General features: G+C 76.0%; 21 protein-coding genes. 2 read left to right on the top strand and 19 right to left on the bottom strand.

Translation table 11 applies throughout. The features are described from left to right. Nucleotides 1-494 precede the first annotated feature (494 nt). From tyrS to argC, 11 genes are all read right to left on the bottom strand, one after another. Complete coding sequence (gene tyrS, locus BM048_RS02505; protein WP_090030337.1) at nucleotides 495-1,934, bottom strand: tyrosine--tRNA ligase; 1,440 nt, start codon at nucleotides 1,932-1,934, stop codon at nucleotides 495-497. A gap of 58 nt (nucleotides 1,935-1,992) precedes the next feature. Further along, on the bottom strand, nucleotides 1,993-2,688 hold the full coding sequence (locus BM048_RS02500) for a DNA-3-methyladenine glycosylase (protein WP_175499219.1): 696 nt from the start codon (nucleotides 2,686-2,688) through the stop codon (nucleotides 1,993-1,995). A gap of 152 nt (nucleotides 2,689-2,840) precedes the next feature. Continuing rightward, complete coding sequence (locus BM048_RS02495; protein WP_090030556.1) at nucleotides 2,841-3,413, bottom strand: nucleoside/nucleotide kinase family protein; 573 nt, start codon at nucleotides 3,411-3,413, stop codon at nucleotides 2,841-2,843. A 104-nt stretch (nucleotides 3,414-3,517) separates the two neighbouring features. Further along, nucleotides 3,518-4,972 (bottom strand): argininosuccinate lyase, encoded by a 1,455-nt coding sequence (gene argH / locus BM048_RS02490; protein ID WP_175499184.1) that lies wholly within the window; start codon nucleotides 4,970-4,972, stop codon nucleotides 3,518-3,520. Next, nucleotides 4,965-6,215: an argininosuccinate synthase gene (locus BM048_RS02485; RefSeq protein ID WP_090030336.1), complete on the bottom strand. Its 1,251-nt coding sequence runs from the start codon at nucleotides 6,213-6,215 to the stop codon at nucleotides 4,965-4,967. Before BM048_RS02485 ends, argH begins: the two co-directional genes overlap by 8 nt. Before the next feature lie 113 nt (nucleotides 6,216-6,328). Further along, nucleotides 6,329-6,895, bottom strand: a complete 567-nt coding sequence (locus BM048_RS02480) for an arginine repressor (RefSeq protein ID WP_090030334.1) — start codon at nucleotides 6,893-6,895, stop codon at nucleotides 6,329-6,331. Further along, nucleotides 6,892-7,824, bottom strand: coding sequence for an ornithine carbamoyltransferase (argF, locus tag BM048_RS02475; protein ID WP_090030332.1), 933 nt, complete (start codon nucleotides 7,822-7,824; stop codon nucleotides 6,892-6,894). Before argF ends, BM048_RS02480 begins: the two co-directional genes overlap by 4 nt. Continuing rightward, nucleotides 7,821-9,077, bottom strand: coding sequence for an acetylornithine transaminase (locus BM048_RS02470; RefSeq protein WP_090030552.1), 1,257 nt, complete (start codon nucleotides 9,075-9,077; stop codon nucleotides 7,821-7,823). The genes argF and BM048_RS02470 overlap by 4 nt, the downstream gene beginning before the upstream one ends. Before the next feature lie 23 nt (nucleotides 9,078-9,100). Continuing rightward, nucleotides 9,101-10,138 carry an acetylglutamate kinase gene (gene argB, locus BM048_RS02465; protein ID WP_090030331.1) on the bottom strand — a complete coding sequence of 346 codons (1,038 nt, stop codon included), beginning with the start codon at nucleotides 10,136-10,138 and terminating at the stop codon, nucleotides 9,101-9,103. After that, nucleotides 10,135-11,301 (bottom strand): bifunctional glutamate N-acetyltransferase/amino-acid acetyltransferase ArgJ, encoded by a 1,167-nt coding sequence (gene argJ, locus BM048_RS02460; RefSeq protein WP_090030329.1) that lies wholly within the window; start codon nucleotides 11,299-11,301, stop codon nucleotides 10,135-10,137. Before argJ ends, argB begins: the two co-directional genes overlap by 4 nt. Further along, nucleotides 11,298-12,362 carry an N-acetyl-gamma-glutamyl-phosphate reductase gene (gene argC / locus BM048_RS02455; RefSeq protein ID WP_203708703.1) on the bottom strand — a complete coding sequence of 355 codons (1,065 nt, stop codon included), beginning with the start codon at nucleotides 12,360-12,362 and terminating at the stop codon, nucleotides 11,298-11,300. The genes argJ and argC overlap by 4 nt, the downstream gene beginning before the upstream one ends. A gap of 79 nt (nucleotides 12,363-12,441) precedes the next feature. On the opposite strand from argC, the gene BM048_RS02450 reads away from it, so the two are divergent. Next, entirely contained in the window at nucleotides 12,442-13,425 is a 984-nt protein-coding gene (locus tag BM048_RS02450; protein ID WP_090030326.1) for a quinone oxidoreductase family protein, read from the top strand. A 45-nt stretch (nucleotides 13,426-13,470) separates the two neighbouring features. Continuing rightward, the gene (locus tag BM048_RS02445; protein ID WP_090030324.1) at nucleotides 13,471-14,001 is read left to right on the top strand and encodes a GNAT family N-acetyltransferase; all 531 of its coding nucleotides are present in this window, start codon (nucleotides 13,471-13,473) and stop codon (nucleotides 13,999-14,001) included. A gap of 127 nt (nucleotides 14,002-14,128) precedes the next feature. Here the strand turns inward: BM048_RS02445 and BM048_RS02440 are convergent, their stop codons facing one another. From BM048_RS02440 to infC, 8 genes are all read right to left on the bottom strand, one after another. Then, nucleotides 14,129-18,739, bottom strand: coding sequence for an ExeM/NucH family extracellular endonuclease (locus BM048_RS02440; protein ID WP_090030322.1), 4,611 nt, complete (start codon nucleotides 18,737-18,739; stop codon nucleotides 14,129-14,131). Between the two features lie 174 nt (nucleotides 18,740-18,913). Next, nucleotides 18,914-21,556 carry a phenylalanine--tRNA ligase subunit beta gene (pheT, locus tag BM048_RS02435; RefSeq protein ID WP_090030320.1) on the bottom strand — a complete coding sequence of 881 codons (2,643 nt, stop codon included), beginning with the start codon at nucleotides 21,554-21,556 and terminating at the stop codon, nucleotides 18,914-18,916. Further along, complete coding sequence (gene pheS, locus BM048_RS02430; protein ID WP_090030319.1) at nucleotides 21,556-22,767, bottom strand: phenylalanine--tRNA ligase subunit alpha; 1,212 nt, start codon at nucleotides 22,765-22,767, stop codon at nucleotides 21,556-21,558. The genes pheT and pheS overlap by 1 nt, the downstream gene beginning before the upstream one ends. Before the next feature lie 86 nt (nucleotides 22,768-22,853). Beyond that, nucleotides 22,854-23,561 carry an RNA 2',3'-cyclic phosphodiesterase gene (gene thpR / locus BM048_RS02425; RefSeq protein ID WP_090030316.1) on the bottom strand — a complete coding sequence of 236 codons (708 nt, stop codon included), beginning with the start codon at nucleotides 23,559-23,561 and terminating at the stop codon, nucleotides 22,854-22,856. Between the two features lie 34 nt (nucleotides 23,562-23,595). After that, on the bottom strand, nucleotides 23,596-24,501 hold the full coding sequence (locus tag BM048_RS02420; RefSeq protein WP_090030550.1) for a TrmH family RNA methyltransferase: 906 nt from the start codon (nucleotides 24,499-24,501) through the stop codon (nucleotides 23,596-23,598). 62 nt (nucleotides 24,502-24,563) lie between these two features. Further along, on the bottom strand, nucleotides 24,564-24,950 hold the full coding sequence (gene rplT / locus BM048_RS02415; protein ID WP_090030314.1) for a 50S ribosomal protein L20: 387 nt from the start codon (nucleotides 24,948-24,950) through the stop codon (nucleotides 24,564-24,566). 60 nt (nucleotides 24,951-25,010) lie between these two features. Then, nucleotides 25,011-25,205, bottom strand: coding sequence for a 50S ribosomal protein L35 (gene rpmI / locus BM048_RS02410; RefSeq protein WP_090030311.1), 195 nt, complete (start codon nucleotides 25,203-25,205; stop codon nucleotides 25,011-25,013). Between the two features lie 85 nt (nucleotides 25,206-25,290). After that, a complete protein-coding gene (infC, locus tag BM048_RS18915; protein WP_217644258.1) occupies nucleotides 25,291-26,487 on the bottom strand; it encodes a translation initiation factor IF-3 in 1,197 nt (398 codons plus the stop codon). Nucleotides 26,488-26,561: the final 74 nt, after the last annotated feature.

Raw genomic sequence — 26,561 nt, 5'->3', positions numbered from 1 at the left:
GCACCAGCACAGGCAGGCGATTTGGCATCGACTACTTGACACACTGTTGAGTTCTCAAGGAACAGACGCACACCACCTCGACCACGTCACCGCGATCTCGCCTGGGGCTCGTTCTCGCCGCATCCGGACCGAAGTCCCGACGCGTCCAGCGGGCCGGACGCAAGGCGCCCGACTCAACGTGCTGGGTGTGGCCACCTCAGCGGGACCGGCCACCGGGTTGAACCCTGGTGTCCTTTCCTCCCTGGCGGGCGACGTCGTAGAACCTTACGCGGATGTTGCGGGGCGTGCAAACCCGTGTGCATCCCGGGCGTGTCGCGCGGCCGCGACCACGGTCACCAGGACCCTGACCTGCAGCGACGCCGCTCCGACGGCGGTCCGCGACGTACGCCCGTCGCGCACCCGTCGACCGGGGCGGGCCGGTGCGCCGCGCGAGGCCGACGCCCCGGCCGGCGGCAGCGCCGCCCGGGGCCGGCGACCTCACGGACGCGGCGACCTCACGGACGCGGCGACCCTGCCGGGCCGGCGTCGACCACGGCGAGGGTGCGCTTGCCCCGGCGCAGCAGCGCCCAGCGCCCGGCCAGGAGGTCGGGCTCCTGCAGGGTCGCATCTGCGTCGGTGATGCGCGCGTTGTTGAGGGAGGCCCCGCCCTCGCCGATCGCGCGGCGGGCGGCGGCCTTGCTCGCGACGACGCCCGTGGCCGCGAGGAGGTCGACGAGCGGGTCACCCGGCCGGCCCGGAGCGGTGGGCAGCCCCGCGACCGCGGCAGCGAGGACGTCGGGATCGAGGTCGGCCAGCGCGCCGCGACCGAAGAGCGCCTCGCTGGCGTCGACGACCGCCTGCGCCACCGCCGCACCGTGCACGAGCGCGGTGACGTCCCACGCGAGGGCACGCTGCGCCGCCCGGGCGGCCGGCCGGGCGCGCACGTCCTCTTCGAGCGCCTCGATCTCATCGCGACTGCGGAAGGTGAACACCTTCAGGTAGCGCACCACGTCGGCGTCGTCCGCCTGGAGCCAGAACTGGTAGAAGGCGTACGGCGTCGTCATCGTCGGGTCCAGCCAGACCGTGCCGGACTCCGTCTTGCCGAACTTCGTGCCGTCCGCCTTGGTGATGAGCGGCGTGGTGAGGGCGTGCACCGCTGCGCCCTCCGAGCGGCGCACCAGCTCCACGCCCGAGAGCAGGTTGCCCCACTGGTCGCTCCCCCCGGTCTGCAGCGTGACGCCGTGCCGGCGGTGCAGCTCGAGGAAGTCCATGCCCTGCAGGATCTGGTAGCTGAACTCGGTGAAGCTGATGCCCTGCTCGCTCTGCAGGCGGCGCGCGACCGTGTCCTTCGCGAGCATCGTGCCGAGCCGGTAGTGCCGACCGACGTCGCGCAGGAAGGCGATCGCGGACAGGTCCTGCGTCCAGTCGAGGTTGTTGACCATCGTCGCGGCGCCCTCGCCCTCGAACCGCAGCAGCGGCTCGATCTGGCGACGGATGCGGGCGACCCAGCCCGCGACGAGCTCGGGTGCGTTGAGCGTCCGCTCCCCCGTCATCTTGGGGTCGCCGATGAGGCCGGTGGCCCCGCCGACGAGCGCGAAGGGGCGGTGCCCGGCGTCCTGGAGGCGGCGCACCGTGAGGATCTGGACGAGGTTGCCGATGTGCAGGCTCGGCGCCGTCGGGTCGAAGCCGCAGTAGAACGAGACGGGTCCGGCCGCCAGCGCCTCGCGCAGGGCGTCGGTGTCCGTCGTCTGGGCGACGAGGCCGCGCCAGGCGAGCTCGTCGAGCACGGAGGGCTGCGCCTCCGCGCGTGCGGGCACGGCGTCCGGCAGGTGGCCGGGCAGATCGGCGGGCAGGTCGGCGGGCAGGTCGGCGGGCAGGGCGTCGCGCACGGCGGACGCCGCGCCGGCGTCGTCGGGCAGGGCGTCGGGAAGGGCGGGGTGGACGGGCTGGGTCATGTCGGGGCCTTCCCCGCCGCGCGGGTCGCGGGCGAGAGGGTCGGGGCGGGCGGACGCGTCAGGCCGACGCCGTCGCCCCGTCGGGGGCGTCTGCCGGCGCCGGCGAGCGATACGCCGGGCGGTACGGGGACACCGTTGGCTCGTTCTGCAGCCAGAACCGCCACGGGAAGCGCCCGGCGTCGCCGCCGGTGCCGGACACGCCGACCCGGGGGCCGGTGGCGTGCTGGGCATGGGTGGTCCCCGGGCGGTGGACGACGACCGCCCCCTCGGGCTCCGTGACGTCCGCACCGTTGTCCTGCAGGTCCAGGCCCAGGCAGACCGCGAGACGCGCCGGCCCGCGGGCGAGCTGCCGCCGGGAGTCGACCACGCCGACGCGTTCGCGGCGCTCCCACGCCAGGTCTTCGCCGTCGACGACCTCCCCTGCGCGCAGGAGGACCGCGGCGGGCGACCCCGTGGGCTGCGCGACGACGTTGACGCAGTGGTGCAGGCCGAGGTGCCGGTAGACGTAGAGCCGGCCCGGCTCGGCGAACATGACGCCGTTGCGCGCGGTGCGGCCCCGGAAGGCGTGCGACCCCGGGTCCTCGGAGCCCGCGTACGCCTCGACCTCCGTCACGCGGACCGTGACGTCGCCCTCGGGGCTGCGGCGCGTGACGTAGGCACCCAGCAGGTCCCGGGCGACGACGAGCACGTCCCGCGCGTACCAGACGCGCGCAGGGGTCGTGACCGTCGCGCCGGGGGGCAGCGCGGAGGCCACCGACCAGGGCCGCACGACCGGACCGGTGCGCGCGCCGGTGCGCGAGCGTGGGGGCTGGTCGTGCGGCACACCCGCGGGCGGCGTGCCCGTGCCCGGCTGCGTGTCCACGTGCCCATCCTGCCCCACGCCGCGCGCCTCTCCCGGACGCGTGCTCACGGGAGCACCAGCCCGTCGCGGTCCACGCGCACGTCCGCGCGGGCACGCGTGTCCTCGCGGACGAAGTGCTGGGCCTCGTCGGCCATCCACGCCTCCCACTGCGGCCGCGTGTCGGCGCCGTCGCGGGCCAGCCCGCGCTCGAGGCGGAGCGCGGCCGGTGCCTCGACCCACACCCGCAGGGTCGCGACCGGGTCGGCCGCACGCCGCGCCGACCCGCACCCCTCGAGGACCAGCACGTCAGGCACGGGGACGTCGACGTGGTCGGCGAAGGCGCCGGCGGGCCAGTCCCAGCGGCGGTACCGTCCGGGTCGCCGGGCGGCCAGCGGCCCCAGCACCTCGGCCTGCAGCCGCGGCCACAGGCTGCCCTCCAGCCCGCTCCACCCCTCGTAGAGGTCGTCCAGGTGCACGACGCCGACCGCGAGCCCCGCGGCCGTCAGCCGCTCGCGGACCCGGGCGGCGAGGGTCGTCTTGCCCGAGCCGGCCGGCCCGTCGACGCACAGCAGCCGGACGGCACCCAGGCGCGCGGGTCCTGCCGCCACGCGCTCGGCGACGAGGGGCGCGGCCGGCACCGAGCGCCCACCGGCCGGGGTACTGCCCGGGGTGCTTCCCGGGGTGCCGTCCGGCACGGCGGCCGACGACGCGCCGGGTCGGACGCCCGTCCCCGCGTCCGACGTCATGCCCGGTCGCGCAGCGCCGCCGCCCGGGCGCGCGCGGCCTCCAGCTGCTCGGCGACCCGGACGGGCGCCGTCCCGCCGACCGCGTCGCGCGAGGCCACGGAACCGGCGACGGTCAGCACCTCGCGGACCTCGGGGCGCAGGTGCGGGCTGATCGCCGCGAGCTCGTCGTCGGTGAGCTCGTGCAGCTCGACCGGCGGCGTGTGCGCCTCGCACGCCCGCACGCAGGCCCCCGCGACCTCGTGCGCCTCGCGGAACGGCACGTGCTGCCGGACGAGCCACTCGGCGACGTCGGTCGCGAGGGAGAACCCCCGGGGCGCGAGCTCGGCCATGCGCGCGGTGTCGAACGTGAGCGTCGCGACCATCCCGGCGAACGCGGGCAGCAGCACCCTGAGCTGGTCCACCTGGTCGAAGACGGGCTCCTTGTCCTCCTGCAGGTCGCGGTTGTACGCGAGGGGCAGCCCCTTGAGCGTCGTGAGCAGCCCGGTGAGGTCGCCGACGACCCGACCGGCCTTGCCGCGCGCGAGCTCGGCCACGTCCGGGTTCTTCTTCTGCGGCATGATGCTCGACCCGGTCGAGTACGCGTCGTGCAGCCGCACGAAGCCGAACTCGACGGTCGACCACAGGACGACCTCCTCGGCCAGCCGCGAGAGGTCCACGGCGGTCATCGCGGCGACGAAGGCGAACTCCGCCACCACGTCGCGGGACGCCGTGCCGTCGATGGAGTTCTCGACGGGCCCGGCGAAGCCCAGCTCGGCGGCCACGGCGGCCGGGTCCAGCCCGAGCGAGGACCCGGCGAGCGCCCCCGACCCGTACGGGGAGCGAGCGGCACGCGCGTCCCAGTCGGCCCAGCGCTCGACGTCGCGCAGCAGCGGCCACGCGTGCGCGAGCAGGTGGTGCGCGAGCAGGACGGGCTGGGCGTGCTGGAGGTGCGTGCGGCCGGGCAGCACCGCCTCGCCGGCCCGCGCCGCCTGCTCGACGAGGGCGTCGACGACGTCGAGCACCAGACCCGAGAGCACCCGCGACTGCTCGCGCAGGTACATGCGCACGAGCGTGGCGATCTGGTCGTTGCGCGAGCGGCCGGCGCGCAGGCGGCCGCCGAGCTCCGCACCGGCCCGCTCGACGAGACCCCGCTCGAGCGCGGTGTGCACGTCCTCGTCGTCCGGCGTCGGACCGAAGGCGCCCGACGCCACGTCCGCGCGCAGCCGCTCGAGCGCGGCCACCATGTCGCGGACCTCGTCGTCGGACAGCAGGCCGGCCGCGTGCAGGACGTGCGCGTGCGCCACCGAGCCCGTGATGTCGTGGTCGGCCAGCCGCCAGTCGAAGTGCGTCGAGCGCGACAGGTCCGCCAGCGCGGCCGCGGGTCCGGCGCTGAACCGACCGCCCCACAGCGCGGCGGACGACGCGGCGGCGGCGCCGGCCGGCGCGCCCGGCGACAGGGGCGTCTCAGGCACCCTCGACCGTCCCGATGCCGCCGGCCTGCCCCAGGTCGGGGGCGTTGCCGAACTTCACGTCGCGCGCGGCGGCGAGCTTGCTCGACAGCCCGTAGATCTCGATGAAGCCCTTGGCGGCGGACTGGTCGAAGGAGTCGCCCGTGTCGTACGTCGCGAGGTTGAAGTCGTAGAGGCTGGCCTCCGACCGGCGCCCCGTGACGGTCGCGCGGCCACCGTGCAGCATCAGGCGCACCTCGCCCGAGACGTAGCGCTGCGTGTCGGCGATGAAGACGTCGAGGGAGCGCTTGAGCGGGCTGAACCACTGGCCGTCGTACACGAGCTCGGTCCAGCGCTGCTCGACGCCGCGCTTGAACCGCGCCTGCTCCCGCTCGACGGTGACGTTCTCGAGCTCCTGGTGCGCGGCGATGAGGGCGATCGCACCCGGGGCCTCGTACACCTCGCGGCTCTTGATGCCGACGAGGCGGTCCTCGACGATGTCGATGCGGCCGACGCCCTGCGCCCCGGCCCGGCGGTTCATCTCCTGGATCGCCTGCAGCGGCGTCACGGCCACGCCGTCGATGGCGACGGGCACGCCGGCCTCGAAGGTGAGGACGAGCTCGTCGGCAACCGGCGGGAACGTCGGGTCGTCCGTGTAGGAGTAGACGTCCTTCGTCGGGCCGTTCCAGATGTCCTCGAGGTAGCCCGTCTCGACCGCGCGGCCCCAGACGTTCTGGTCGATGGAGAACGGGTTGTGCTTCGTCGTCGCGATGGGCAGGTTCTTGCGCTCCGCGAACTCGATGGCCTTGTCCCGCGTCAGCGCCAGGTCGCGGACGGGCGCGAGGCACGTGAGGTCGGGGGCCAGCGACGTGATGCCGACCTCGAACCGCACCTGGTCGTTGCCCTTGCCGGTGCAGCCGTGCGCCACGGTCGTCGCGCCGAACTGCCGCGCCGCCCGGACGAGGTGCTTGACGATGACCGGCCGCGACAGCGCGGAGACCAGCGGGTACCGGTCGAGGTACAGGCCGTTGGCCTGCAGCGCCGGCATGCAGTACTCCTCGGCGAACTCGTCGCGGGCGTCGGCGACGTACGCCTCCACGGCGCCGCAGTCCAGCGCGCGGCGCCGGATGACCTCGAGGTCCTCCCCGCCCTGGCCGACGTCCACGGCGACGGCGACGACCTCGGCGCCCGTCGCCTCGGCGATCCAGCCGATGCCCACGGAGGTGTCCAGGCCGCCGGAGTAGGCGAGCACGACGCGGTCGGTCATGGTGGTGGTCTCTCTCGTTCTCTCGTGCCCCTGCAGGTGGGTCCTGCCGGTGCGTGTGCGTGGTGCGGGGGTGGTGAATGAAGGGGTGCGTGGGGGGTGCGGGCGGTGCCGCGTCAGGACGACGCGAGCGCCAGGAAGCGGGCCGCGAGCGCGGGCCCGCCGGGCTCGGCCGGGTCGTCCGTCTCGCGGGCGACGACGAGCACCGTGTCGTCGCCCGCGATCGTGCCCAGCACCGCCGGCAGGACGGAGTGGTCGATCGCGGAGGCGAGGAACTGCGCGGCCCCGGGCGGGGTCCGCAGCACGACGAGGTTGCCGGACGACTCCGCGGTGACCAGCAGCTCGGCGCACAGGCGGGCCAGCCGGGCCGCGAGGACCTCCGGGGAGCCCGGTCCGCCGGCGGCCCCGGCCGGACCGCCGCGGTCCTGCCACGCGCCGCCCTCGGGCGGCAGGGCGTAGGCCAGCGCCCCGGCGGGGGTGCGGGTCTTGACGGCCCGCAGCTCGACGAGGTCGCGGGACAGGGTGGCCTGCGTGACCACGACGCCCTCGGCGGCCAGCCGCTCGGCGAGCTCGGTCTGGCTGTGCACCGTCCCGCGCGTGAGCAGCGTGGTGATGAGCGCGTGCCGGGCCGCCTTCGTCCCCGGGGCCGCGAGGGTGCCGCCGGCGGCCGGCGGGGCGCTCACGCCCGCTCCAGCAGCCAGGTCAGCAGCGCCTTCTGGGCGTGCAGCCGGTTCTCGGCCTCGTCCCACACCACCGACTGCGGCCCGTCGAGCACCTCGGCGGTGATCTCCTTGCCGCGGTAGGCCGGCAGGCAGTGCAGGACGAGCGCCCCGGGCGCGGCGAGCGCGAGGACGTCCGCGTCGACCCGGAACGGCACGAAGGGGGTCTCGCGGTCGCCCGCCTCGTCCTCCTGGCCCATGGAGACCCAGGTGTCGGTGGCCACCGCGTCGGCGCCGGCGACGGCCTCGGCCACGGCGTGCACGACGCGCACCGACCCGCCCGTCGTCGCCGCGACCTCCTGGGCCCGGGCGACCACTGCGGCGTCGGGCCGGTAGAGCGCCGGCGTGCCGATCCGGACGTGCAGCCCGGCCGTCGCACCGCCCAGCAGGTACGAGTGCGCCATGTTGTTCGAGCCGTCGCCGACGTAGGCGAGCGTCGTGCCCGCCAGGCCCGCGGTGCCCCCGCGGTGCTGCGCGAGCGTGAGCAGGTCGGCGAGCACCTGGCAGGGGTGGAAGTCGTCCGTGAGCGCGTTGACCACGGGGACGCCGGCGTGCGCCGCCATCTCGTCCAGCCGCGCCTGCGCGTGCGTGCGCCACACCACCGCCGCGACCTGCCGGCCGAGCACCCGCGCGGTGTCCGCGACCGACTCGCGCTGCCCGATCCGCGCGAGCGTGCCGTCGACCGTCAGCGGGAACCCGCCGAGCTCGGCGATGCCGGTGAGGAAGGAGACCTGCGTGCGCAGGGTGGGCTTGTCGAAGATGACCGCGACCGCCCGCGGCCCGGCCAGCGGCGTCCGCGCCTGCCGGTCGTCCCGGAACGCGAGGGCCAGGTCGAGGACCTCGCGCTGCTCGGCGGGCGACAGGTCGTCGTCGCGCAGGAGGTGGCGGGTCATGCCGGGTCCCCCACGTCGGCGCCGAGGTCGGCCGGCAGGCCCGCCAGGAAGGCCAGGAGGTCCCCGGCCTGGTCGCGCGTCAGCACGTACGGGGGGGCGAGCCGCAGGACCTCGGGCGTGCAGGGGTTGACGATGAGCCCGGCCTCCAGCGCCCGCGCGGCGACGAGGGCCGCGACCGGCCGCGTCAGCACGACCCCCAGGAGCAGGCCCTCCCCGCGGACGCCGGCGACGAGCGGGTGGCCCAGGCCCTGCACCTCCGCCCGCAGCCAGGCGCCGAGGTCCGTGACGTGCGCCAGGAGCCCGTCGCGCTCGACGACGCCCATGACCGCCAGGGCGGCCGCGGCCGCGACGGGGTTCCCGCCGAAGGTCGTCCCGTGCTGGCCGCGGCCGAGCAGCGTGGCCGCGTGCTCCCCCAGCGCGACGAGCGCCCCGACGGGGAAGCCGCCGCCGAGCCCCTTGGCGAGCGTGACGACGTCGGGGACGACCCCGCCGCCGAGGTGCGGGTGCTGGTGCGCGAACCAGCGGCCGGTGCGGCCCATGCCCGACTGCACCTCGTCGAGCACGAGCAGCGCGCCGTGCTCCGCGGTGAGGCGGCGGGCGGCGGCGAGCCAGCCGGCGGGCAGCGGGCGCACGCCCGCCTCCCCCTGCACGGGCTCGACGACGAGGCCCGCGACCTGCGCGCCGCCCGTGGCGAAGGCCGCCTCGAGCGCGTCGAGGTCGCCGAAGGGCAGGAACTCCACGCCGCCGGGCAGCGGCTCGAACGGCTCGCGGTACGCGGCCTTGTGCGTCAGCGCGAGCGCGCCCATCGTCCGGCCGTGGAACGCGCCCTCGAGCGCGAGGACGCGCGGGCGCTCCGGGCCGCCGTGCCGGCGCAGCAGCTTGAACGCCGCCTCGTTGGCCTCCGCGCCGGAGTTCGTGAGGAACACGCGCGAGCCGGCGGGCGCGCCGAGCAGGCCCAGCAGGCGTTCGGCGAGCGTGATCTGCGTCGGCGTGCCGAAGAAGTTCGACACGTGCCCGAGCGTGCCCAGCTGCGCGCTGATCGCGGCCGTGAGGGTCGGGTGGGCGTGGCCGAGGCTGTTGACGGCGATGCCGCCGAGCAGGTCGAGGTAGCGCCGGCCGTCGGCGTCCCAGACGTACGGGCCCTCGCCGCGGACGAGGACGCGCTGCGGCGGGCCGAAGGTGTCCATGACCGCGTGCGTGTAGCGGTCCGTCCACCCGGCGACGTCGACGTCGCCGGCGGTGGTGGTCGTCATGCCGGTGGTGAGCGCGGCGGGGGTCACGGGTGGTCCTCTCCGACGACGGGGACGGGCGTGGTGCGGGGCAGCGGGGCCGGCTCCTCGTCGGGCAGGACCATGGTGCCGACGCCGTCGGAGGTGAAGACCTCCACGAGGATGGAGTGCGGCTGGCGGCCGTCGATGACGTGGGCGCGGCCGACGCCGCCCCGGACCGCCCGCAGGCACGCCTCCATCTTGGGCTTCATGCCGCTGTCGAGGCCGGGCAGCATCTCGGCCAGCTCCGTGGCGCGCAGGCGCCGGACCAGCGAGGAGCGGTCGGGCCACGCCGCGTAGAGCCCCTCCACGTCCGTCAGCACGACGAGCTTGCGCGCCCCGAGGGCGACCGCGAGCGCGGCCGCCGCGGTGTCCGCGTTGACGTTGAGCACCTGGGTCGGGTCCTCGAGGTCCGGCGCGACCGTCGAGACCACGGGGATCCGGCCGGCGTCGAGCAGGTCGAGGACCGCGCCGGGGTTCACCTGCACGACGTCCCCGACGAGGCCGACGTCCACGCGCTCGCCGTCGACGACGACGGTGCGCCGCCGCGCCTGCAGCAGCCCCCCGTCCTCGCCGGACAGGCCCACGGCGTGCGGCCCGTGCGCGTTGAGCAGCCCGACGAGCTCGCGCGAGACCTGGCCGGTGAGGACCATGCGCACGACGTCCATGGCCTCGGGCGTCGTGACGCGCAGCCCGGCGCGGAACTCGCTGGCGATGCCGAGCCGGTCGAGCATCGCGTTGATCTGCGGCCCGCCGCCGTGCACGACCACCGGCCGCAGGCCGACCTGCCGCAGGAAGACCATGTCCTGCGCGAAGGCGCGCTTGAGCTCGTCGTCGACCATGGCGTTGCCGCCGTACTTGACGACGACGAGGGCGCCCGCGAACTGCTGCAGCCACGGCAGCGCCTCGACGAGGACCTCGGCCTTCTGGTCCGCGCGCAGGTCCGTGCGCGTGTTGAAGACGAAGTCGGGGTCGAGCGCCGGGGCGGCGTCCGCGGTGCCGGGCTCGTCGTGCGTCGTCGTGCCGTCCGTCGTGGTGCCGCTCATGTGGAGTACGCGCTGTTCTCGTGGACGTAGTCGTGGGTGAGGTCGTTCGTCCAGACCGTCGCCGCATGGGTGCCGGCGTGCAGGTCCACCTCGACGCGCACCTCGCGCGCGGCGGCGAGGTCGACGAGCTCGCGCGGGTCGCCGACGCCGCCCGCCCGGCACACCTGCACGCCGTTGATCCGCACGTCGAGGGCGGCGGGGTCGAACGGCGCGACGATCTCCGGGACTGTCCCCACGGCGGCCAGCACGCGGCCCCAGTTCGGGTCGTTGCCGAACACCGCGGCCTTGAACAGGTTCGACCGCGTCACCGCGCGGGCCACGGACACGGCGGCCTCGTCGTCGGAGGCGTTGACGACCGTCACGGCGATGTCGTGGGACGCGCCCTCCGCGTCGGCGACGAGCATGCGCGCGAGGTCGGCGCAGACCCTGCGGACGGCGACGGCGAGCTCGTCGTCGCGCGGGGCCTGGCCGCTCGCGCCCGAGGCGAGCAGCAGGACCGTGTCGTTGGTGGACATGCAGCCGTCCGAGTCCACGCGGTCGAAGGTCGTGCGCGTCGCCGCGCGCAGGACGGCGTCCGCCTGCGCCGCGGTCAGCACCGCGTCGGTGGTGAGCACGACGAGCATCGTCGCCAGCCCCGGCGCGAGCATGCCCGCGCCCTTGGCCATGCCCCCGACCGACCAGCCGTCGGGGGTCGTCACGTGCGTCTGCTTCGCGACGGTGTCCGTCGTCATGATGGCCGCCGCCGCCGCGTCGCCGCCGTCGACCGCGAGCGCCGTGGCGGCGTCCCCGATGCCCGGCAGGAGCAGGTCCATCGGCAGCCGCTCGCCGATGAGGCCCGTGGAGCACACGAGGACGTCGGCCGCGCCCACGCCGAGCAGGTCGGCCACGTGCTCGGCGGTGCGGTGGGTGTCCGCGAAGCCCTCGGGCCCCGTGCACGCGTTGGCACCGCCCGAGTTGAGGACGACCGCCGACGCGACGCCGTCGGACACGGCCTGCCGGGACCACAGCACCGGCGCGGCCTGCACACGGTTGGAGGTGAACACGCCGGCCGCCACCTGCAGCGGGCCGTCGTTGACGACGAGCGCCACGTCCGGCCGCCCGGAGGCCTTGAGCCCGGCGGTCACGCCCGCCGCGCGGAACCCGGCCGGGACGGTGACGCTCACGGCGCGACCCCCTCGAGCGGCAGACCGAGGGTCTCGGGCAGCCCGAGGGCGAGGTTGAGGGACTGCACGGCGCCTCCTGCGGTGCCCTTGACGAGGTTGTCGATGGCGGTGACGGTGACGACCCGGCCGGCGCGCTCGTCGACCGCGACGCCGACGAGGGCGGTGCTGGCCCCCGCCACGGCGGCGGTGCTCGGCCAGGTCCCCTCGGGGAGCAGGTGGACGAACGGCTCGTCGGCGTAGGCGCTCTCCCAGGCCTCCCGCACCGCGGCCGGGCTCGTGCCGGGCACGAGGCGGGCGGTGGCGGTGGCGAGGATGCCGCGGGACATCGGCACGAGCGTGGGCGTGAAGGAGATGCTCACGCGCGCGGCGCCGGCGCTGCGCAGGTTCTGCGCGATCTCCGGGATGTGCCGGTGCGTGCCGCCCACGGCGTAGGGCGCCGCGGCGCCGAGCGCCTCGGACGCGAGCAGGTGCGTCTTGGGCGAGCGCCCGGCGCCGGAGTACCCGTTGGCGAGGACCGCGACGAGGTCCTCCGGCTCGACGACGCCCGCGGCGATGCCCGGCTGCAGGCCGAGCGTGACGGCGGTGACGTTGCAGCCCGGGACCGCGATACGGGTGGCACCGGCGAGGGCGGCGCGCTGCGCGGCGGCCACCCGCTCGCCCGGGTGCAGCAGCTCGGGCAGCCCGTACGGCCAGGTGCCCGCGTGCTCGCCGCCGTAGTAGGCGGCCCACTCCGCGGCGTCGACGAGGCGGTGGTCGGCGCCGAGGTCGACGACGACGGGGTCGGCGCCCGTGGCCGCCAGCGCGGCGGCGACGGCACCGGACGCGCCGTGCGGCAGCGCGAGCACGACGACGTCGTGCCCCGCTAGGTGCTCGACCTCGGTCGGCAGCAGCCGGACCTCCGCCAGCCGGCGCAGGTGCGGCTGGTGCTCGCCGAGCGTCGTGCCGGCACTGGCGTTCGCCGTGAGGGCGCCGATGCGGGCCTCGGGGTGGTTCAGCAGCAGACGCAGCGTCTCGCCGCCGGCGTAGCCGCTGGCGCCGGCGACGGCCACGGAGAAGGACATGTGCATGACCATACACAGGAGCGAGTGACGATACGAAAACGGGACGCGGCGCGTCGCTCCCTGTGCGAGGGTGAGGCGCATGCGCGCCGTCGTCGCCACCGCCGCGGGCGGTCCCGAGGTCCTCGAGCTCCGCGAGCTGCCCGACCCCTCCCCCGACGCGGGTGAGGTGGTCGTCGCCGTCCGGGCGGCCGGCGTGAACTTCATCGACACCTACCGCCGCAGCGGCACGTACGCGATGGACTTCCCACACGTCGTCGGGAGCGAGGGTGCGGGCGAGGTCGTCGCCGTGGGCGCGGACGTCGACGGCGTGGTCGTCGGGGACCGGGTGGCGTGGGCGTCGTCGCCGGGGTCCTACGCCGAGCTGCAGCGCGTCCCCGCCCGGGAGCTGCTGCCCGTGCCCGACGGCGTCGACGACCGGGTGGCGGCGGCGCTGCCGCTGCAGGGGATGACGGCGCACTACCTCGTGCGCAGCACGGTGCAGCTCGGTCCGGGGGACGAGGTCCTCGTGCACGCGGCGGCCGGCGGCGTGGGGCTGCTCCTCACCCAGCTCGCGACGGCGGCCGGCGCGCGCGTCGTCGCCACGGTCGGGTCGGCGGAGAAGGAGGCGCTGGCACGCGGTGCCGGCGCCGCCGAGGTCATCCGCTACCGCGAGCTCGACGACCTCGGCCGAGACCTGCCCGCAGCGGTCCGCGAGCTCACGGGCGGGCGGGGCGTGCGCGCCGTCTACGACGGCGTCGGCCGCGACACGTTCGACGCGTCCCTGGCCAGCCTGCGCCCGCGGGGCGTGCTCGTGCTGTTCGGCGCGTCGTCGGGACCCGTCCCGCCCGTGGACCCGCAGCGCCTCAACACCGGCGGGTCCCTGTTCCTCACCCGCCCGACGCTCGGCTCCTACACCGCCACGCGGGAGGAGCTGACCTGGCGCGCGGGCGAGCTGTTCGACGCCGTCGTCGCCGGTCACCTCGACGTCCGCATCGGGGCCACCTACCCGCTCGACGAGGCCGCCGAGGCCCACCGCGCGCTGGAGGGCCGTGCCACGACCGGCAAGGTCCTCGTGCTCCCCTGAGGGACGGTCCGCCCCCCGCACCCGCACCGCCGCGAGAGGACCACCGTGCCCGAGCCGCTCCCCCTGCCCGCCCACCCGCCCCTGCTCGACCTGCGCCCCGTCGTCGAGGCCGACCTGCCCGCACTGGCCCGGCTCAACGACGGCGCCGTCCCGGCGGTCAACGGCATCGGGACCGACGGGCTCGCGCGCCTCGTCGCGATGTCGGCCCTCGCGCTGACCGCCGGTCCGGCCGACGACCCCGCCGCGCTCCTGCTGGCCCTCGCGCCCGGCGCGGACTACGCCTCCGAGAACTACCGCTGGTTCTCCCGGCACCGGCCGGGGTCCCTGTACGTCGACCGCGTGGTCGTCGCGGACGCGGTGCGCGGCTCGGGCCTCGGCTCCGCGCTGCACGCCGTCGTCCTGGCCGAGGCCGTGCGGCGCGGGCTGGGCGAGGTCACGTGCGAGGTCAACCTCGAGCCGCCGAACCCCGGGTCCCTGCGGTTCCACACGCGGCTCGGCTTCGTGCCCGTCGGCGAGCAGGACACCGACGGCGGCGCCAAGCGCGTGGTCATGCTCGCCCGGGGCGTCCAGGGCTGACCGCCTCCCTCGACGACTCCCGCCCCGACGACGACGGCCCGGCCCACCGCGAGGTGGACCGGGCCGTCGGTCGTCCGGCCACCCGCGCAGACGTCGGCGTGACGTCAGCGCGGGTGCCGAGGTGACGTCAGCGCGACGTCACCACCAGCCGCACCGGCGCCGACTGCGACGGCGCCGAGGTCGACGTCCCGGCGTACCGGGCGACGAGCTCGTACGTCCCGGGCGCGAGCCGCGCCGGGAGCGCGAGGGTGGCGGACCCGTTGGTGCCGATCGACGCGGAGCCCAGCACGGTGCCGCCCGACACGAGCTCGACCGTGCCGGTGAGCTTCTTCGTCGCACCCTTGACCGTTGCGCTGACCTTCACCGTGCCGACCTTGGCCTGCGCCACGGTCGTCCTCGTGACCGACAGCGTGGTGGTCGTCGCCGCGCGGGCGGCGGTGACCGTCAGGGGCAGCGTGACGACGGTGCCGGACGGCGCCGCCGTGAGCGTCAGCGTGCGCGTCCCGGCGGTCGTCGCCCGGGGCACCGCCACCGTGACCGTGGCAGTGCCGCCGGAGACGGTCGCCGTGCCGATCGCGGTGCCGTCCAGCCGGACGGCGAGCGACGTGTTGTGCGGCGCGCCGAGGCTGGTCAGGTCGAGCCCGGTGACCGGCACGGTGAACGACGTGCCGGCCTCGACCGACGCGGGCAGCGACGGCACGCCGACGGCCCGCTCTGCGAAGCTCGGCGCGAGGCCGGGGCGGCCCTGCAGGTAGGACACCCAGGCGTCCCGGTCGATGAGCCCCGAGTCGGCCGTCCCGGTCCCCTGGGTGAAGACGCGGAAGTTGTCCCCGCCCTGCGCCAGGAAGCTGAACGTGCCGATGCGGTAGGCGGCGGCCGGGTCGAGCGGCTTGCCGTCGACCGTGACCGACGTGATGCGGTCGCCCGCCGGGCGGCCCTCGTCGTACGTGTAGGTCACGTTGTCGGAGAGGCCGAGCTGCAGGTACGGCCGCGTCGGGATGGTCCCGTCGGCGTTGGTCTGCCACTGCTGCTCGAGCATCGTCGTGACCTGGGCGCCCGTGAGCGTGGTCGTCCAGAGGTTGTTGACGAAGGGCAGGACCGCGTTGGCCTCGGCGTAGGTGATGGTGCCGTCGGGCGCGAAGAGGAGCTCGTTGCGCAGGCCGCCGGGGTTGACGACGCCGATCTGCGCCCCGCCCCGCTCGGGCGCCGCGAGGCTCTCCTTCAGCGACTGGGCGACGAGGTCGCCCAGCGTGGACTCCTTGCTGCGGTCGTCGCGGGTGCCGCCGGCGTAGCCGCCGGTGCCGTAGGCGCCGCCGGCGAAGGCCGTCGTGATGTCCGCCGTGACGGACCCGACCTTCTGGTTGCCCACCGCGGTGGCGTTGGCGAGCGCCGCGTCGACGATCGTCTTCACGGCGGCGACCTTCGGGTACGCCTTCACGAGGTCCGCGTCGGCCGTCGTCGTGCGGGCCACGTTCGTCGCCGTGGAGCCCGTGACCTCGCCGGAGGCGCGGTCGTAGGTCAGGACGACCTTGCCGAGGAACTCGCCGTAGGAGCCCGTCTGCAGGACCGGGCGCGTGGCACCGGGCTCACCCGGCACCGGCGCCTGCCACGCGTACTGCTTGTGCGTGTGACCCGTGAAGATCACGTCGACCGACGCCGAGGTGCCGGTGACGATGTCCGCGAACGCGCCGCCCGCGGCGACCTCCTGCTCGAGGGTCGCGCCATCCGGCGTGCCGGCCCCCGCGCCCTCGTGGTACTCGGCGACGAGGACGTCGGCCTCGCCGTTGGCCGGGTCGCCGTCGGTGAGCCGGGCCGCGACGCGGTTGACGGCCTCGACCGGATCGCCGAAGTCGATCGTCGCCACGCCACCGGGCGAGACGAGGGTCGGGGTCTCCTGCGTGATCGCCCCGATGACGGCGACGTCGACACCACCCATGTCGAGCAGCTCGTACTCGGGCAGCGCCGGGGTCGTCGTGCCCTTCGCGTACACGTTGGCGCCCAGGTACGGGAACGCCGCGGTCTCGTCCACCCGCCCGACGAGGTCCGCGAGGCCCTGGTCGAACTCGTGGTTGCCGACGGCCGAGGCCGCGAGGCCCAGCGCGTTCAGCACCTCGAGGGTCGGCGTGTCCTGCGCGACGGCGGACGCGAACAGCGACGCGCCGATGTTGTCGCCCGCCGACAGGAGGGCCGTCGGGCCCGTCGCCTTCGCGCGCTGCTCCTCGACCGTGCCCGCGACCTTCACCGTGTTGGCGTCGATGCGGCCGTGGAAGTCGTTGAGGTTGAGCAGCGTGAGCTGGACCGGCGGGGTCGTCGCCCGCAGCCCGACGAGCACCGGGTCGTGGTCGGAGGACCGGTACACGTCCGGCGCGTAGAACGTCGTGCCGTGGTACCCGTAGCGGCTGTACTCGAGCGCCAGGGCCTCCTCGGCGTTGATCTCCCACACGTCGGCACCGGTCGCCCGGGCACCTGCCGCCTCGTTGAGCAGCACGTGGTCCAGGGAGCCCGACAGGCCGGAGAAGGAGTACGACCACTGGTCGTCCGCCAGCGTGGAGGCCGCGTCGACGTAGCCCGCGGCGTAGAGGACCTGGAGCGGGTCCTCCTGCGTGTAGGCGTTGAAGTCGCCGACGAGCGCGACGGCCTCACCGGCCCAGGTCTTCCCGACCCAGTCCCGCAGGGCGGTGGCCTGCGCAACGCGGGACGCGTTGGACGCGCCCTGGCCGTCGCCGGCGTCGGCGTCGCCCGGGAGCGGGCCCGCCGAGCCCTTGGACTTGAAGTGGTTGACGACGACGACGAACGGCTCGCCGCCGCCGACCGGCGCGAACTCCTGCGCGATCGGCTCACGGGCGTTGACGAACGCGTCGGGAGTCGCCGTGCTGGTGTCGAGGGCGCGCGAGCGCCCGACCGTCGTCACGGCCGCCGGACGGTAGATGAGCGCGCTGGTGATGACGTCCTGCGTCGACGCGGCCGGCAGGTCCGTCGACGAGGGCACGAACGCCCACGTACCGGCACCGGCGGCGGCGTTGAGCGCCGCGGTCAGGGTCGCCAGGGCCTCGTCCGTCGCCTCGCCCAGCGCCGCGGAGTTCTCGATCTCGAGGAGCCCGACGACGTCCGCGTCCAGCGCGTTGATCGCCGCGACGATCTTGGCCTGCTGGCGCGCGAGATCCTCGCCGTCCCAGGCACCGCGCTGCGCGCAGCCGCCGTTGACCGTGACCCCGTCCTTCTGGAAGCCGGACGTGGAGGGCGTGCAGGTGGTCGTCTGCGTGCCCAGCGTCGTGAAGTAGTTGAGGACGTTGAACGACGCGACGGTCAGGTCGCCGCCCACGGCCTCGGGAGCCTTCGTGCGGGTGTTCGCGAACGTCACCGGGGCCTGCCCGCCCGCGACCACGGGGGCCGCCGGGTTGAGCTTCCATGCGCTGTTGCGATAGTCCACGACGACCGGCGCGGTGAACGTCACCCCGGCGCCGACGCGGATCGGGTTCTGCAGCGAGATGTAGGGAGGCGTCAGCGCCGCGTTGGCGGCCGTGAGGAAGTTCGTCGACGCCCCGTCGTCAAGCACCACCGCGCGGGCGGCGTTGTCCGCGGCCACCGCGGCGGCCTCCGCCGAGCCGGCGTCCGCGATGTCCGTGGGCTGGATCAGGGGCCTCGTGCCGGAGGCCAGGCCGACCTCGCCGTACTGGTTCGTCGAGTACGTGTTCGTGATGGTGAACGCCGACGTCGGCTGGTACAGCATCGACTCGAGGACCTCGCGGGCCTCGGCCGACGCGGGCCACGGCGAGTCCACCGGCGTCACCGGCGCGAGGGCGTCGGCGCGCACGGCGACGTCCGCCGCCGCGCCCACGACGACCTGGGTCAGCCCGTTGAACTCCGCGACCTGCCCGGTGACGTCGACGGACGCCCCGACGGCCGGCACGGTGAGCCCGGGCGCGTACACGAACACCGCGTCGGACGCGGTGCGTGTCCCGGACCCGCCGGTTCCTGCGGTCTGCACGACGAACCCGTTCAGCCCGCCGGTGGGGTAGGACGCGGTGACGACGCCCGTGGTGGTGACGCTCTGCCCGACGAGCGGGCTCGCCGTCCCGGTGCCCTGGATCTGCGCGATCGTCGCCGCGACGGGAGCGGGCGTCGGCTCGGGCTCGGGGTCCGGCTCGGGCTCGGGGTCGGGGGTGACGGCCGAGCGCTGGGGCGTGGGCGCGCCGGCGACGAAGTCCGCGGCGTTGTCGGCGGTGTTGACGTGTGCGCGCCGCGCGATCGACGTGCTGTTCGACGGGGCCGGCGCCGGCCTCGTGCCCGCGAAGCCCGTGGCGGTGCCGAAGCCGACCAGGTCGACGACCGACGGCTCGGCGGCGCACGTGGTGACACAGGTGAGGAGCGTCGTGGAGCTGACGAGGGCCACCTTGCCAGCGGTTCCGCTCATCCCGATCGTCCCGGCGACGTCGCCCTCGACCGGCACCGTTCCGCCGGCACCCTTCGCCTGCGCGACGAGGTAGCTGCCCCCGGGAGCGATGCTGCCCGTCAGCGCGGTGTGCGCCCAGCTGCTGCCCGTCGCGGAGGCGTACTGGACGCTCCAACCGGACAGGTCCACCGGGGACGTGCCCGGGTTGTACAGCTCGATGAAGTCGTTCTGGAGCGTGGCGCCGCTGTTGCCGCCGCCGCCGTAGACCTCGTCGATCACCACCGGTGCGGTGGGGCTGACCGCCGCGGTGGCGGCCGGCACACCGACCGCCACCGTCCCCGCCATCACCAGGCCGAGGGCGAGACCGCCCCCGACCGCTCGTCTTGACGCTCTGCGCACGTCCACTCTTCTCGTCGACTCTCTGGGGCGCCTGCGGGCGCCGCGGGTCACCCTCACCCGGGTGTTACCGGTCAGTCAACGGTCCGGACGTTGCGATCACGTGAACTTCCTGGCGGCCCCTCAGGCCCGTAGCGTGCCGCCGAACCGGCGACCCACCTCGGCGACGACCGCGTCGCGCACGCCCGCCGTGTCGGCCGCGGTGAGCGTCCGGTCCGCCGCCCGCAGCCGGAGCGCGAACGCGAGGGACCGCGTCCCCGTCGGCACCTGGTCCCCGGTGTAGACGTCGAACAGGCGCACGTCCTCGAGCACGTCACCGGCGGGACCCGCGGCGGCTCCCGCCCGTACGGCGTCCGTCACCTCGGCGGCGGGCACCGCGGCGTCGACGACGAGCGCGACGTCCTCCTTGGCGACGGGGTACGTCGCCACGGGTGCCGCCTGCACGGGCTCGGCCGGGAGACGCGCCACGAGCGCGTCGAGGTCCAGCTCGAACGCCACCGCCCGCGCGGGAAGGCCGAGCGCCGCGACGACCTGCGGGTGCAGCTCGCCGACGTGGCCCACGACCGCGCCGTCCGCCGTCTCCACCCGCGCGCAGCGCCCCGGGTGCCACGGCGCCCGGGTGTCGGCGACGAGCCGCACGGGCACCCCGAGGGTCCCGGCGACGGTCTGCACCGCCGCGACGGCGTCCGTGTGGTCGACGCGGCGACCGGGCCCCCACGGACCGGTCCGCTCGCGCGCACCCGCGAGCACCCCGGCCACCTGGCGGGGCTGGTCGGGCACGGCGGCCCGGACCGCGGCGAGCACCTCGTCGGAGGGGCGCGTCCCGCCCGGGGGGGTCGGTGCGGGGGCCGCCGCCGGCTGCGGGTGCGTGGCGAGGCCGATCTCGAACGCCGCCAGGTCCGTCGTCCCGCGGCCGACGTTGCGCCGCGCGGTGTCGAGCAGCGTGACGAGGACGGACGTGCGCAGGTAGGGCTGCTGCTCGGCGATCGGGTTGACCAGGCGCAGGCCCAGCCGACGCGGGTCCTCGTCGTCCAGGCCGAGCTCGTCGAGCTGCGCCGCCCCGACGAACGGGTAGGAGAGCACCTCGACGAGGCCCTCGCCGACGAGCGCGTCCGCGACCGCCCGGCGTGCGCGCTGGCCCGGGGTCAGGCCGCGCCCGCCCGTGGCCCGCGGCAGCACGGACGGCACCGCGTCGTAGCCGCGCAGGCGGGCGACCTCCTCCACGAGGTCGACGTCGGCCGTGAGGTCGGGGCGCCAGGTCGGCACCTGCACCTCGACCGTCCCACCTGTCGTCCCGTCGGTCGTGCCGTCGGTCGTGCCCGACGCGTCGTCGGGCAGCACGCAGCCGATCGCGCGCAGCGTCGTGACGACCTCGTCCCGCGTGTACGGCACCCCGACGAGCCGTCCCGGCAGACCGAGGTCGAGCCGGACGGGCGCCGGCGGCGTGGTCCGGTCGACGTCGGCGAGGTCCGCGTCCGGGGTCCCGCCGCCGTGCTCGACGAGCAGCGCCACCACCCGCGCGACCGCCACCCGCGGCAACCGCGGGTCCACGCCGCGCTCGAAGCGCTTGGCCGCCTCGCTGCTGAGCCGGTGCCGGCGCGCGGTCCGCGCGACGGAGACCGGGTCGAAGTGCGCGGCCTCGACGAGCAGGTCCCGCGTGCTCGGCCCGACCTCGCTCTCCCCGCCGCCCATGACGCCGGCCAGGCCGAGGACGCGCGACGCCCGCGCGCCGCCGGGGCTGTCGGTGACGAGGAGGTCCTCCGGGTCCAGCGCACGGTCGACACCGTCGAGCGTCGTCAGGCGCTCCCCCGCCGCGGCCCGCCGCACGACCACCGGCTCCGCGACGCGGGCCAGGTCGTAGGCGTGCAGGGGCTGCCCGAGGTCGAGCATGACGTAGTTCGTCACGTCGACGGCCAGGTTGATCGGCCGCATGCCGGCCTGGGTCAGACGCGCCTGCATCCACGCCGGCGAGGGGGCGGTCGCGTCGACCCCCCGGACGACCTGGGCGACGAACCGGTCGCAGCCCGGCACGCCGTGCACGGGCGCGACGTCGTCGAGCTCGACGGCCGGCCCGGCTCCCGTCGGCGTGTCGTCGCCCACCGCCTCGTCGTCCGCCTGGTCGCCCGCCGGCAGCCCGCGGTCGGTGAAGGCCGCCCCCGTCGACAGGGCGTACTCCCGGGCGATCCCGCGCATCGAGAAGCAGTAGCCGCGGTCGGGCGTCACGTTGACCTCGAGCACCTCCTCGCCGAGGCCGAGGAGCCGCAGCGCGTCCGTGCCGGGCGCCGTCTGCGCGTCGTCGAACCCGAGGCGCGACAGCACGATGATGCCGTCGTGGTCCTCACCGAGGCCGAGCTCGCGTGCGGAGCAGATCATCCCGTCGCTCACGTGGCCGTACGTCTTGCGGCTCGCGATGGGGAACGGTCCGGGCAGCACCGCGCCGGGCAGCGCGACGACCACGCGGTCGCCGACGTCGAAGTTGTGCGCGCCGCACACGATGCCGCGTGGGCCGACGCCGCCGTCCTCGCGGACCTCGCCGTGCTCTGGGCCGACGTCGACGCGGCACCAGTTGATGGTCTTGCCGTTCTTCTGCGGCTCGGGCGTGCGCTCGACGACCTGCCCGACGACGAGGGGCCCGGTCACGCCCGAGGTGTGCACCGCCTCCTCCTCGAGCCCGACGCGCACCAGGTCGGCCGCCAGCGCCTCGGCGGTCAGGCCCTCGGGCAGCGCGACGTGCTCACCCAGCCACGACAGCGGGACGCGCGGCATCAGAGCACCCCCCGCAGCCCGAGCGAGAAGCGGACGTCGCCCTCGACCATGTCGTGCATGTCCGCGATGCCGTGGCGCAGCATGAGCGTGCGCTCGATGCCCATCCCGAACGCGAAGCCGGAGTACTCCCCCGGGTCGATCCCGGCTGACCGCAGCACGTCCGGGTTGACCATCCCGCACCCTCCCCACTCGATCCAGCCCGGCCCGCCCTTCTTCTGCGGGAACCACAGGTCCATCTCCGCCGACGGCTCCGTGAACGGGAAGTACGACGGGCGCAGGCGCGTGCGCGCCTCCGGCCCGAACATCGCGCGCGCGAAGTGGTCGAGGGTGCCCTTGAGGTGCGCCATCGTCAGCCCCCGGTCCACCGCCAGGCCCTCGACCTGGTGGAAGACCGGCGTGTGCGTCGCGTCGAGGGCGTCCGTGCGGAACACCTTGCCCGGGCAGGCGATGTAGACCGGCAGCTCCCGGTCGAGCAGCGTGCGCGCCTGCACCGGCGACGTGTGGGTCCGCAGCACCAGGCCCGATCCCGAGGTGGCCTCCGCGGCGGCGCCGGAGCCCGCGGCCCCCGCGCGCTCCGCGCCCGCGACGAAGAAGGTGTCCTGCATCTGGCGCGCAGGGTGGTCGGGGCCGAAGTTGAGGGCGTCGAAGTTGAACCACTCCGCCTCGACCTCGGGGCCCTCCGCGATCTCCCAGCCCATGGCGACGAACACGTCCGCGACGCGCTGCTGCAGCACCTCCAGCGGGTGGCGGGCCCCGGGCGCGCGGCGGTCGGCCGGCAGCGTCATGTCGACGCGCTCCTCGACGAGCACGCGCGCGTCGCGCTCGGCCTCGAGCGCCGCCTCCCGCTCCGCCAGCGCCCGGCCGAGGCGCCCGCGTGCACCGCCGAGCAGCTTGCCCGCCGCGGCCTTGTCCGGGCCGGGCAGCGTCCCGATGGCCCGGTTGGCGAGGGCCAGGGGGCTGCGCTCCCCGAGGTGGGCGGTCCGCGCGGCGCGCAGGGCCTCCAGGTCGCCGGCCGTCGCGACCGCGGCCAGCGCCGCGTCGACGGCCGCCGCGACGCCGGCCTCGTCGAGCGGCGAGAGCGCGGCGGCGTCGCCGGCCGGTGCGTCGGGACGGTCGGCCACCGGCGCGGCGACGGGTGCGGAGGCCGGTTCGGAGGCCGGTGCGGAGGCCGGCACGGCGGCCGGCACGGCGGCGGGATCGGTGTCGGGCATGGGGCCTCTCCGGACGACGGGCGGCCGACGCCCCCGGCGCCGGCCCGGACGGCGCGCACGCAGGCGGCCGCGACCAGCGCAGGAGTCTAGTCGTGCGGGCCGCCCGGCCCCTCGTCGCCGGCGACGGGGAAGGACGCGACGTCCTCGTAGAGCGGGCCCCCGCTGCGCCCCTCGCCCGGGCGCGAGCGGACGAGGAGGACCGTGTCCACGGTCCACGCCGGCCCGGCGTACACGGCGAGCGCACGCACCACGTCGGTCGTCGGGTCCGCATCGGCCCGCGCCCGGCCACGGCGCGGGCCACCGGCGGGCCCTCCGAGTGCACCACCGGACCCACCGCCGTGCCCACCTCGGCTCCCGGAGGGGCCACCGCGACCCGTGGGCCTCGGTCCCGGCCGCACCCGACCCACCGTGAGATGCGGACGGTGCCGCTCGCGCGCGTCGGACCAGGTGCCCAGCCCCTCGCCGAGCTCGACGGCCTCCGCGGACAGGGCCGCCTGGGTCTCGACGTCCCCGCCCACCCCCACCCACACCGTCCGGTGCGCGAACACCCCGGCGCCCCGCAGGTGCAGCGACCACGGCGCCCGGCGTGCGACGAGCTCCGCGAGGCCGTCGGCCAGCGCGGGGACCGTGCCCTCGGGCACCTCGCCGTAGAACGCGGCGGTCAGGTGCCAGTTCTCCCGCACGGTCCAGCGCAGCGAGGCCGAGGGGCCGGCGCCGCCGCGCAGGCCCGACAACGCCAGCTCGAGGTGGTCGAGCACCTCGGCGGGCGGCCGGACGGCGACGAACAGACGCATGCGCCCACTGTGCCAGCCCGTCGGCGGGGACGGCTCAGCGCTGGGCGCGCACGCTGGCGTGCAGGCACAGCGCGGCCGCCGTCGCGAGGTTGAGCGACTCCGCGCGGCCCCGCAGGTCCACCCGTACGACGGCGTCGGCCAGCTCGGCCAGGTCCGCGAGCCGTTCGTCCCCGTCGGCCCCGTCGGCCCGGTCGGCCCCGGCGGGTCGCAGCCCCCACGCCTCGTTGCCGAACACCCACGCGGTCGGGCGCCGCAGGTCCGGCCCGGCCGGGGCCTCCCGCTCCCGCATCGCTCCGTCCCCGGCCTCGCCCGCGCGGGCGACGGCGGCCTCGTCGAGCAGGGTGTCGACGTCGTGCGTCCCGCGGCCGTCGGCGGCCAGCACCGCCAGCCCGGCCGCCCGCAGCGCCGCAACGGCCACGTCCGGCGCGACCCCGGTGACCACGGGGAGGTGGAACAGCGAACCGGCGGTCGAGCGGACGACCTTGGGGTTGTGCACGTCCACGCTCGCGGAGGTCAGCACGACGGCGTCGGCCCCGAGCGCGTCCGCGGTGCGCAGCACGGTCCCGGCGTTGCCGGGGTCGCGGACGTGGGCCAGCACGGCGATGAGTCGCGGCCGTGCGGCCAGCACGTCCTCCAGCCGGTGGTCCAGGAGGTCGGCGACCGCGACCACGCCCTGCGCGTCGGGGCTCATCGCGGCCAGCACCTCCTCGGTGCCCAGCCGCACGGCCAGCCCGCGCGCGGCCGCCGCGGCGACGACCTCGCGGTAGCGCCCGGCCGCGGCGGGCGTGAGGTACAGCTCGCGGACGACGACCGCCGGCACCGCCACGGCCTCGCGCACCGCCTGCGGCCCCTCGACGAGGAACCGGCCCGCCCGCACACGCGCCGGACGCCCGGCCAGGGCCCGGACCGACCGCACCCGCTCGGCGCGGGGGTTGGTCAGCTCGGGCCCGGACCGGGCGTCCGGAGGGGTGCCGGCGGGGCCGACGGAGGTGCTGCGGGAGGTCACGCAGCCGCGCGGGGCGCGTTCACGTCCGCGGGCAGCGCACCCTTGGCGAGCTCGACGAGCGCCGTGAAGGCCGCGGCGTCGGTGACGGCGAGGTCCGCCAGGACGCGACGGTCCACCTCGACACCCGCGAGCTTGAGGCCCTGGATGAGGCGGTTGTACGTCATGCCCTGCTCGCGGGCCGCCGCGTTGATGCGCTGGATCCACAGCTTGCGGAAGTCGCCCTTGCGCGCCTTGCGGTCGCGGTACGCGTAGACGAGGGAGTGGGTGACCTGCTCCTTCGCCTTGCGGTACAGGCGCGAGCGCTGGCCGCGGTAGCCGCTGGCGAGCTCGAGGGTCGTACGGCGCTTCTTCTGGGCGTTGACCGCCCGCTTCACGCGTGCCACGTGATGCTCCTTGCTGGTCTAGGGCCGGCTGGTGCGTCCGGGGCCGTCAGGCCCGCGGGCTCACTTGCCGAGCAGCTTCTTGATCTTGGTGGAGTCGGCGGGGGAGACGACGACGTCGCCGGCGATGCGGCGGGTCCGGCGGCTCGACTTGTGCTCGAGCAGGTGGCGGCCGTTGGCCTGCTCGCGCATGACCTTGCCCGTCCCCGTCACGCGGAAGCGCTTCTTGGCACCGGAGTGCGTCTTGTTCTTCGGCATGGCTGCCGTTCTCCTTGTCGTCAGGCATCGCGCGCCGGGGCGTGCGACTCGTTCGGGCGGGACGGCCGTGCGGCCCTCCCGCGGATCAGCCGGCGTCGGACGTCGTGCTGCGGGGCTGGGACGGACGGGGTCCGGGCACCGGGGCCGCACCGCGCGGACCGGGCCGGGGCGCCGGACGCGGCGTGGGGGCCGCGCCGTCGCTCGTGCGGGGGGTGGCGGCCGGGGCCGCGGGACGCGGCGCGGGAGCCGCCGAGGGGCGCGGGGCCGCGGAGGGCCGGGGCGCCGACGTCCCGTCCGCCGCGGGCCGCGGCGCGGAGGCCGGACGCGGCGACGAGGCGGGGCGGGGCGTGGACGACGGCCGCGGGGCGGACCCGCCGGACGCCGGGCGCGGGGCCGAGCCCGGCCGCGGGGCCGACGGCGACGAGGACGCCGGCCGCGGGGCGGACGGCGACACCGCGGCCGGACGCGGGGCCGACGAGGCCGGGCGCGGCGCGGCGGTCGCCGGGCGCGGGGCCGACGCCGGGCGCGGGGCGGCCGGCCGCTCCGAGGCCGCCGCGGGCGCGGGCGCCGCGGCGGGGACGGAGACCGGGGCCGACGCAGCCGCGGGGGCGGCGGCCGGCACGGGCGCCGCGGCGGGCGCCTCGGTCGCACCGGTCGACGCGTCGACCGTCACGTCCTCGTCCGCCTCGTCCTGCGGCAGCGGCGGGCGCTCCGACCGGCGCGGACGCTCGGCCTGCTCGGCCCGGCGCTGCTCGGCCTTCTTCTTCGTCGGGCCGAGCACCATGATCATGTTGCGGCCGTCCTGCTTCGGCATGCTCTCGATGAAGCCGAGCTCCGACACGTCGTCGGCCAGGCGCTGCAGGAGGCGTACGCCGGCGTCCGGGCGCGACTGCTCGCGGCCGCGGAACATGATCATGACCTTGACCTTGTCCCCGGCGGACAGGAAGCGCTCGACGTGGCCCTTCTTCGTGCCGTAGTCGTGCGGGTCGATCTTGAGCCGGAAACGGATCTCCTTCAGGACCGTGTTGGCCTGGTTCCGTCGCGCCTCACGGGCCTTCATGTCGGCCTCGTACTTGAACTTCCCGTAGTCCATGATCTTGCACACGGGCGGGCGGGCCGTCGGCGCGACCTCGACGAGGTCGAGGTCCGCGTCCTGGGCCAGGCGCAGCGCGTCCTCCACGCGGACGATGCCGACCTGCTCGCCGTTCGGGCCGACCAGGCGGACCTCGGCGACGCGGATCCGATCGTTGATGCGAGGCTCGCTGATGGGGGTGCTCCTCAAGTCGTGGTGGGCGACCGCCAGGACGAGGAAAGGGCCCCCGTCCTGAGCGCAGACGAGGACCCCACAGCACCGGC

It is taken from the genome of Cellulomonas marina (genome assembly GCF_900111925.1).
Taxonomy (GTDB): Bacteria; Actinomycetota; Actinomycetes; order Actinomycetales; family Cellulomonadaceae; genus Cellulomonas; species Cellulomonas marina.
This window is presented reverse-complemented; position numbering and strand designations above follow the sequence as displayed.

Coding starts and splice junctions, on each gene's coding strand:
- tyrS (WP_090030337.1), bottom strand. CDS start 1,934: ATGACCCAGCCCGTCCACCCCGCCCTTCCCGACGCCCTGCCCGACGAC.
- BM048_RS02485 (WP_090030336.1), bottom strand. CDS start 6,215: ATGACCGACCGCGTCGTGCTCGCCTACTCCGGCGGCCTGGACACCTCC.
- argF (WP_090030332.1), bottom strand. CDS start 7,824: ATGACCCGCCACCTCCTGCGCGACGACGACCTGTCGCCCGCCGAGCAG.
- BM048_RS02470 (WP_090030552.1), bottom strand. CDS start 9,077: ATGACGACCACCACCGCCGGCGACGTCGACGTCGCCGGGTGGACGGAC.
- argB (WP_090030331.1), bottom strand. CDS start 10,138: ATGAGCGGCACCACGACGGACGGCACGACGACGCACGACGAGCCCGGC.
- argC (WP_203708703.1), bottom strand. CDS start 12,362: ATGTCCTTCTCCGTGGCCGTCGCCGGCGCCAGCGGCTACGCCGGCGGC.
- BM048_RS02450 (WP_090030326.1), top strand. CDS start 12,442: ATGCGCGCCGTCGTCGCCACCGCCGCGGGCGGTCCCGAGGTCCTCGAG.
- BM048_RS02440 (WP_090030322.1), bottom strand. CDS start 18,739: ATGGCGGGGACGGTGGCGGTCGGTGTGCCGGCCGCCACCGCGGCGGTC.
- pheT (WP_090030320.1), bottom strand. CDS start 21,556: ATGCCGCGCGTCCCGCTGTCGTGGCTGGGTGAGCACGTCGCGCTGCCC.
- pheS (WP_090030319.1), bottom strand. CDS start 22,767: ATGCCCGACACCGATCCCGCCGCCGTGCCGGCCGCCGTGCCGGCCTCC.
- thpR (WP_090030316.1), bottom strand. CDS start 23,561: ATGCGTCTGTTCGTCGCCGTCCGGCCGCCCGCCGAGGTGCTCGACCAC.
- rpmI (WP_090030311.1), bottom strand. CDS start 25,205: ATGCCGAAGAACAAGACGCACTCCGGTGCCAAGAAGCGCTTCCGCGTG.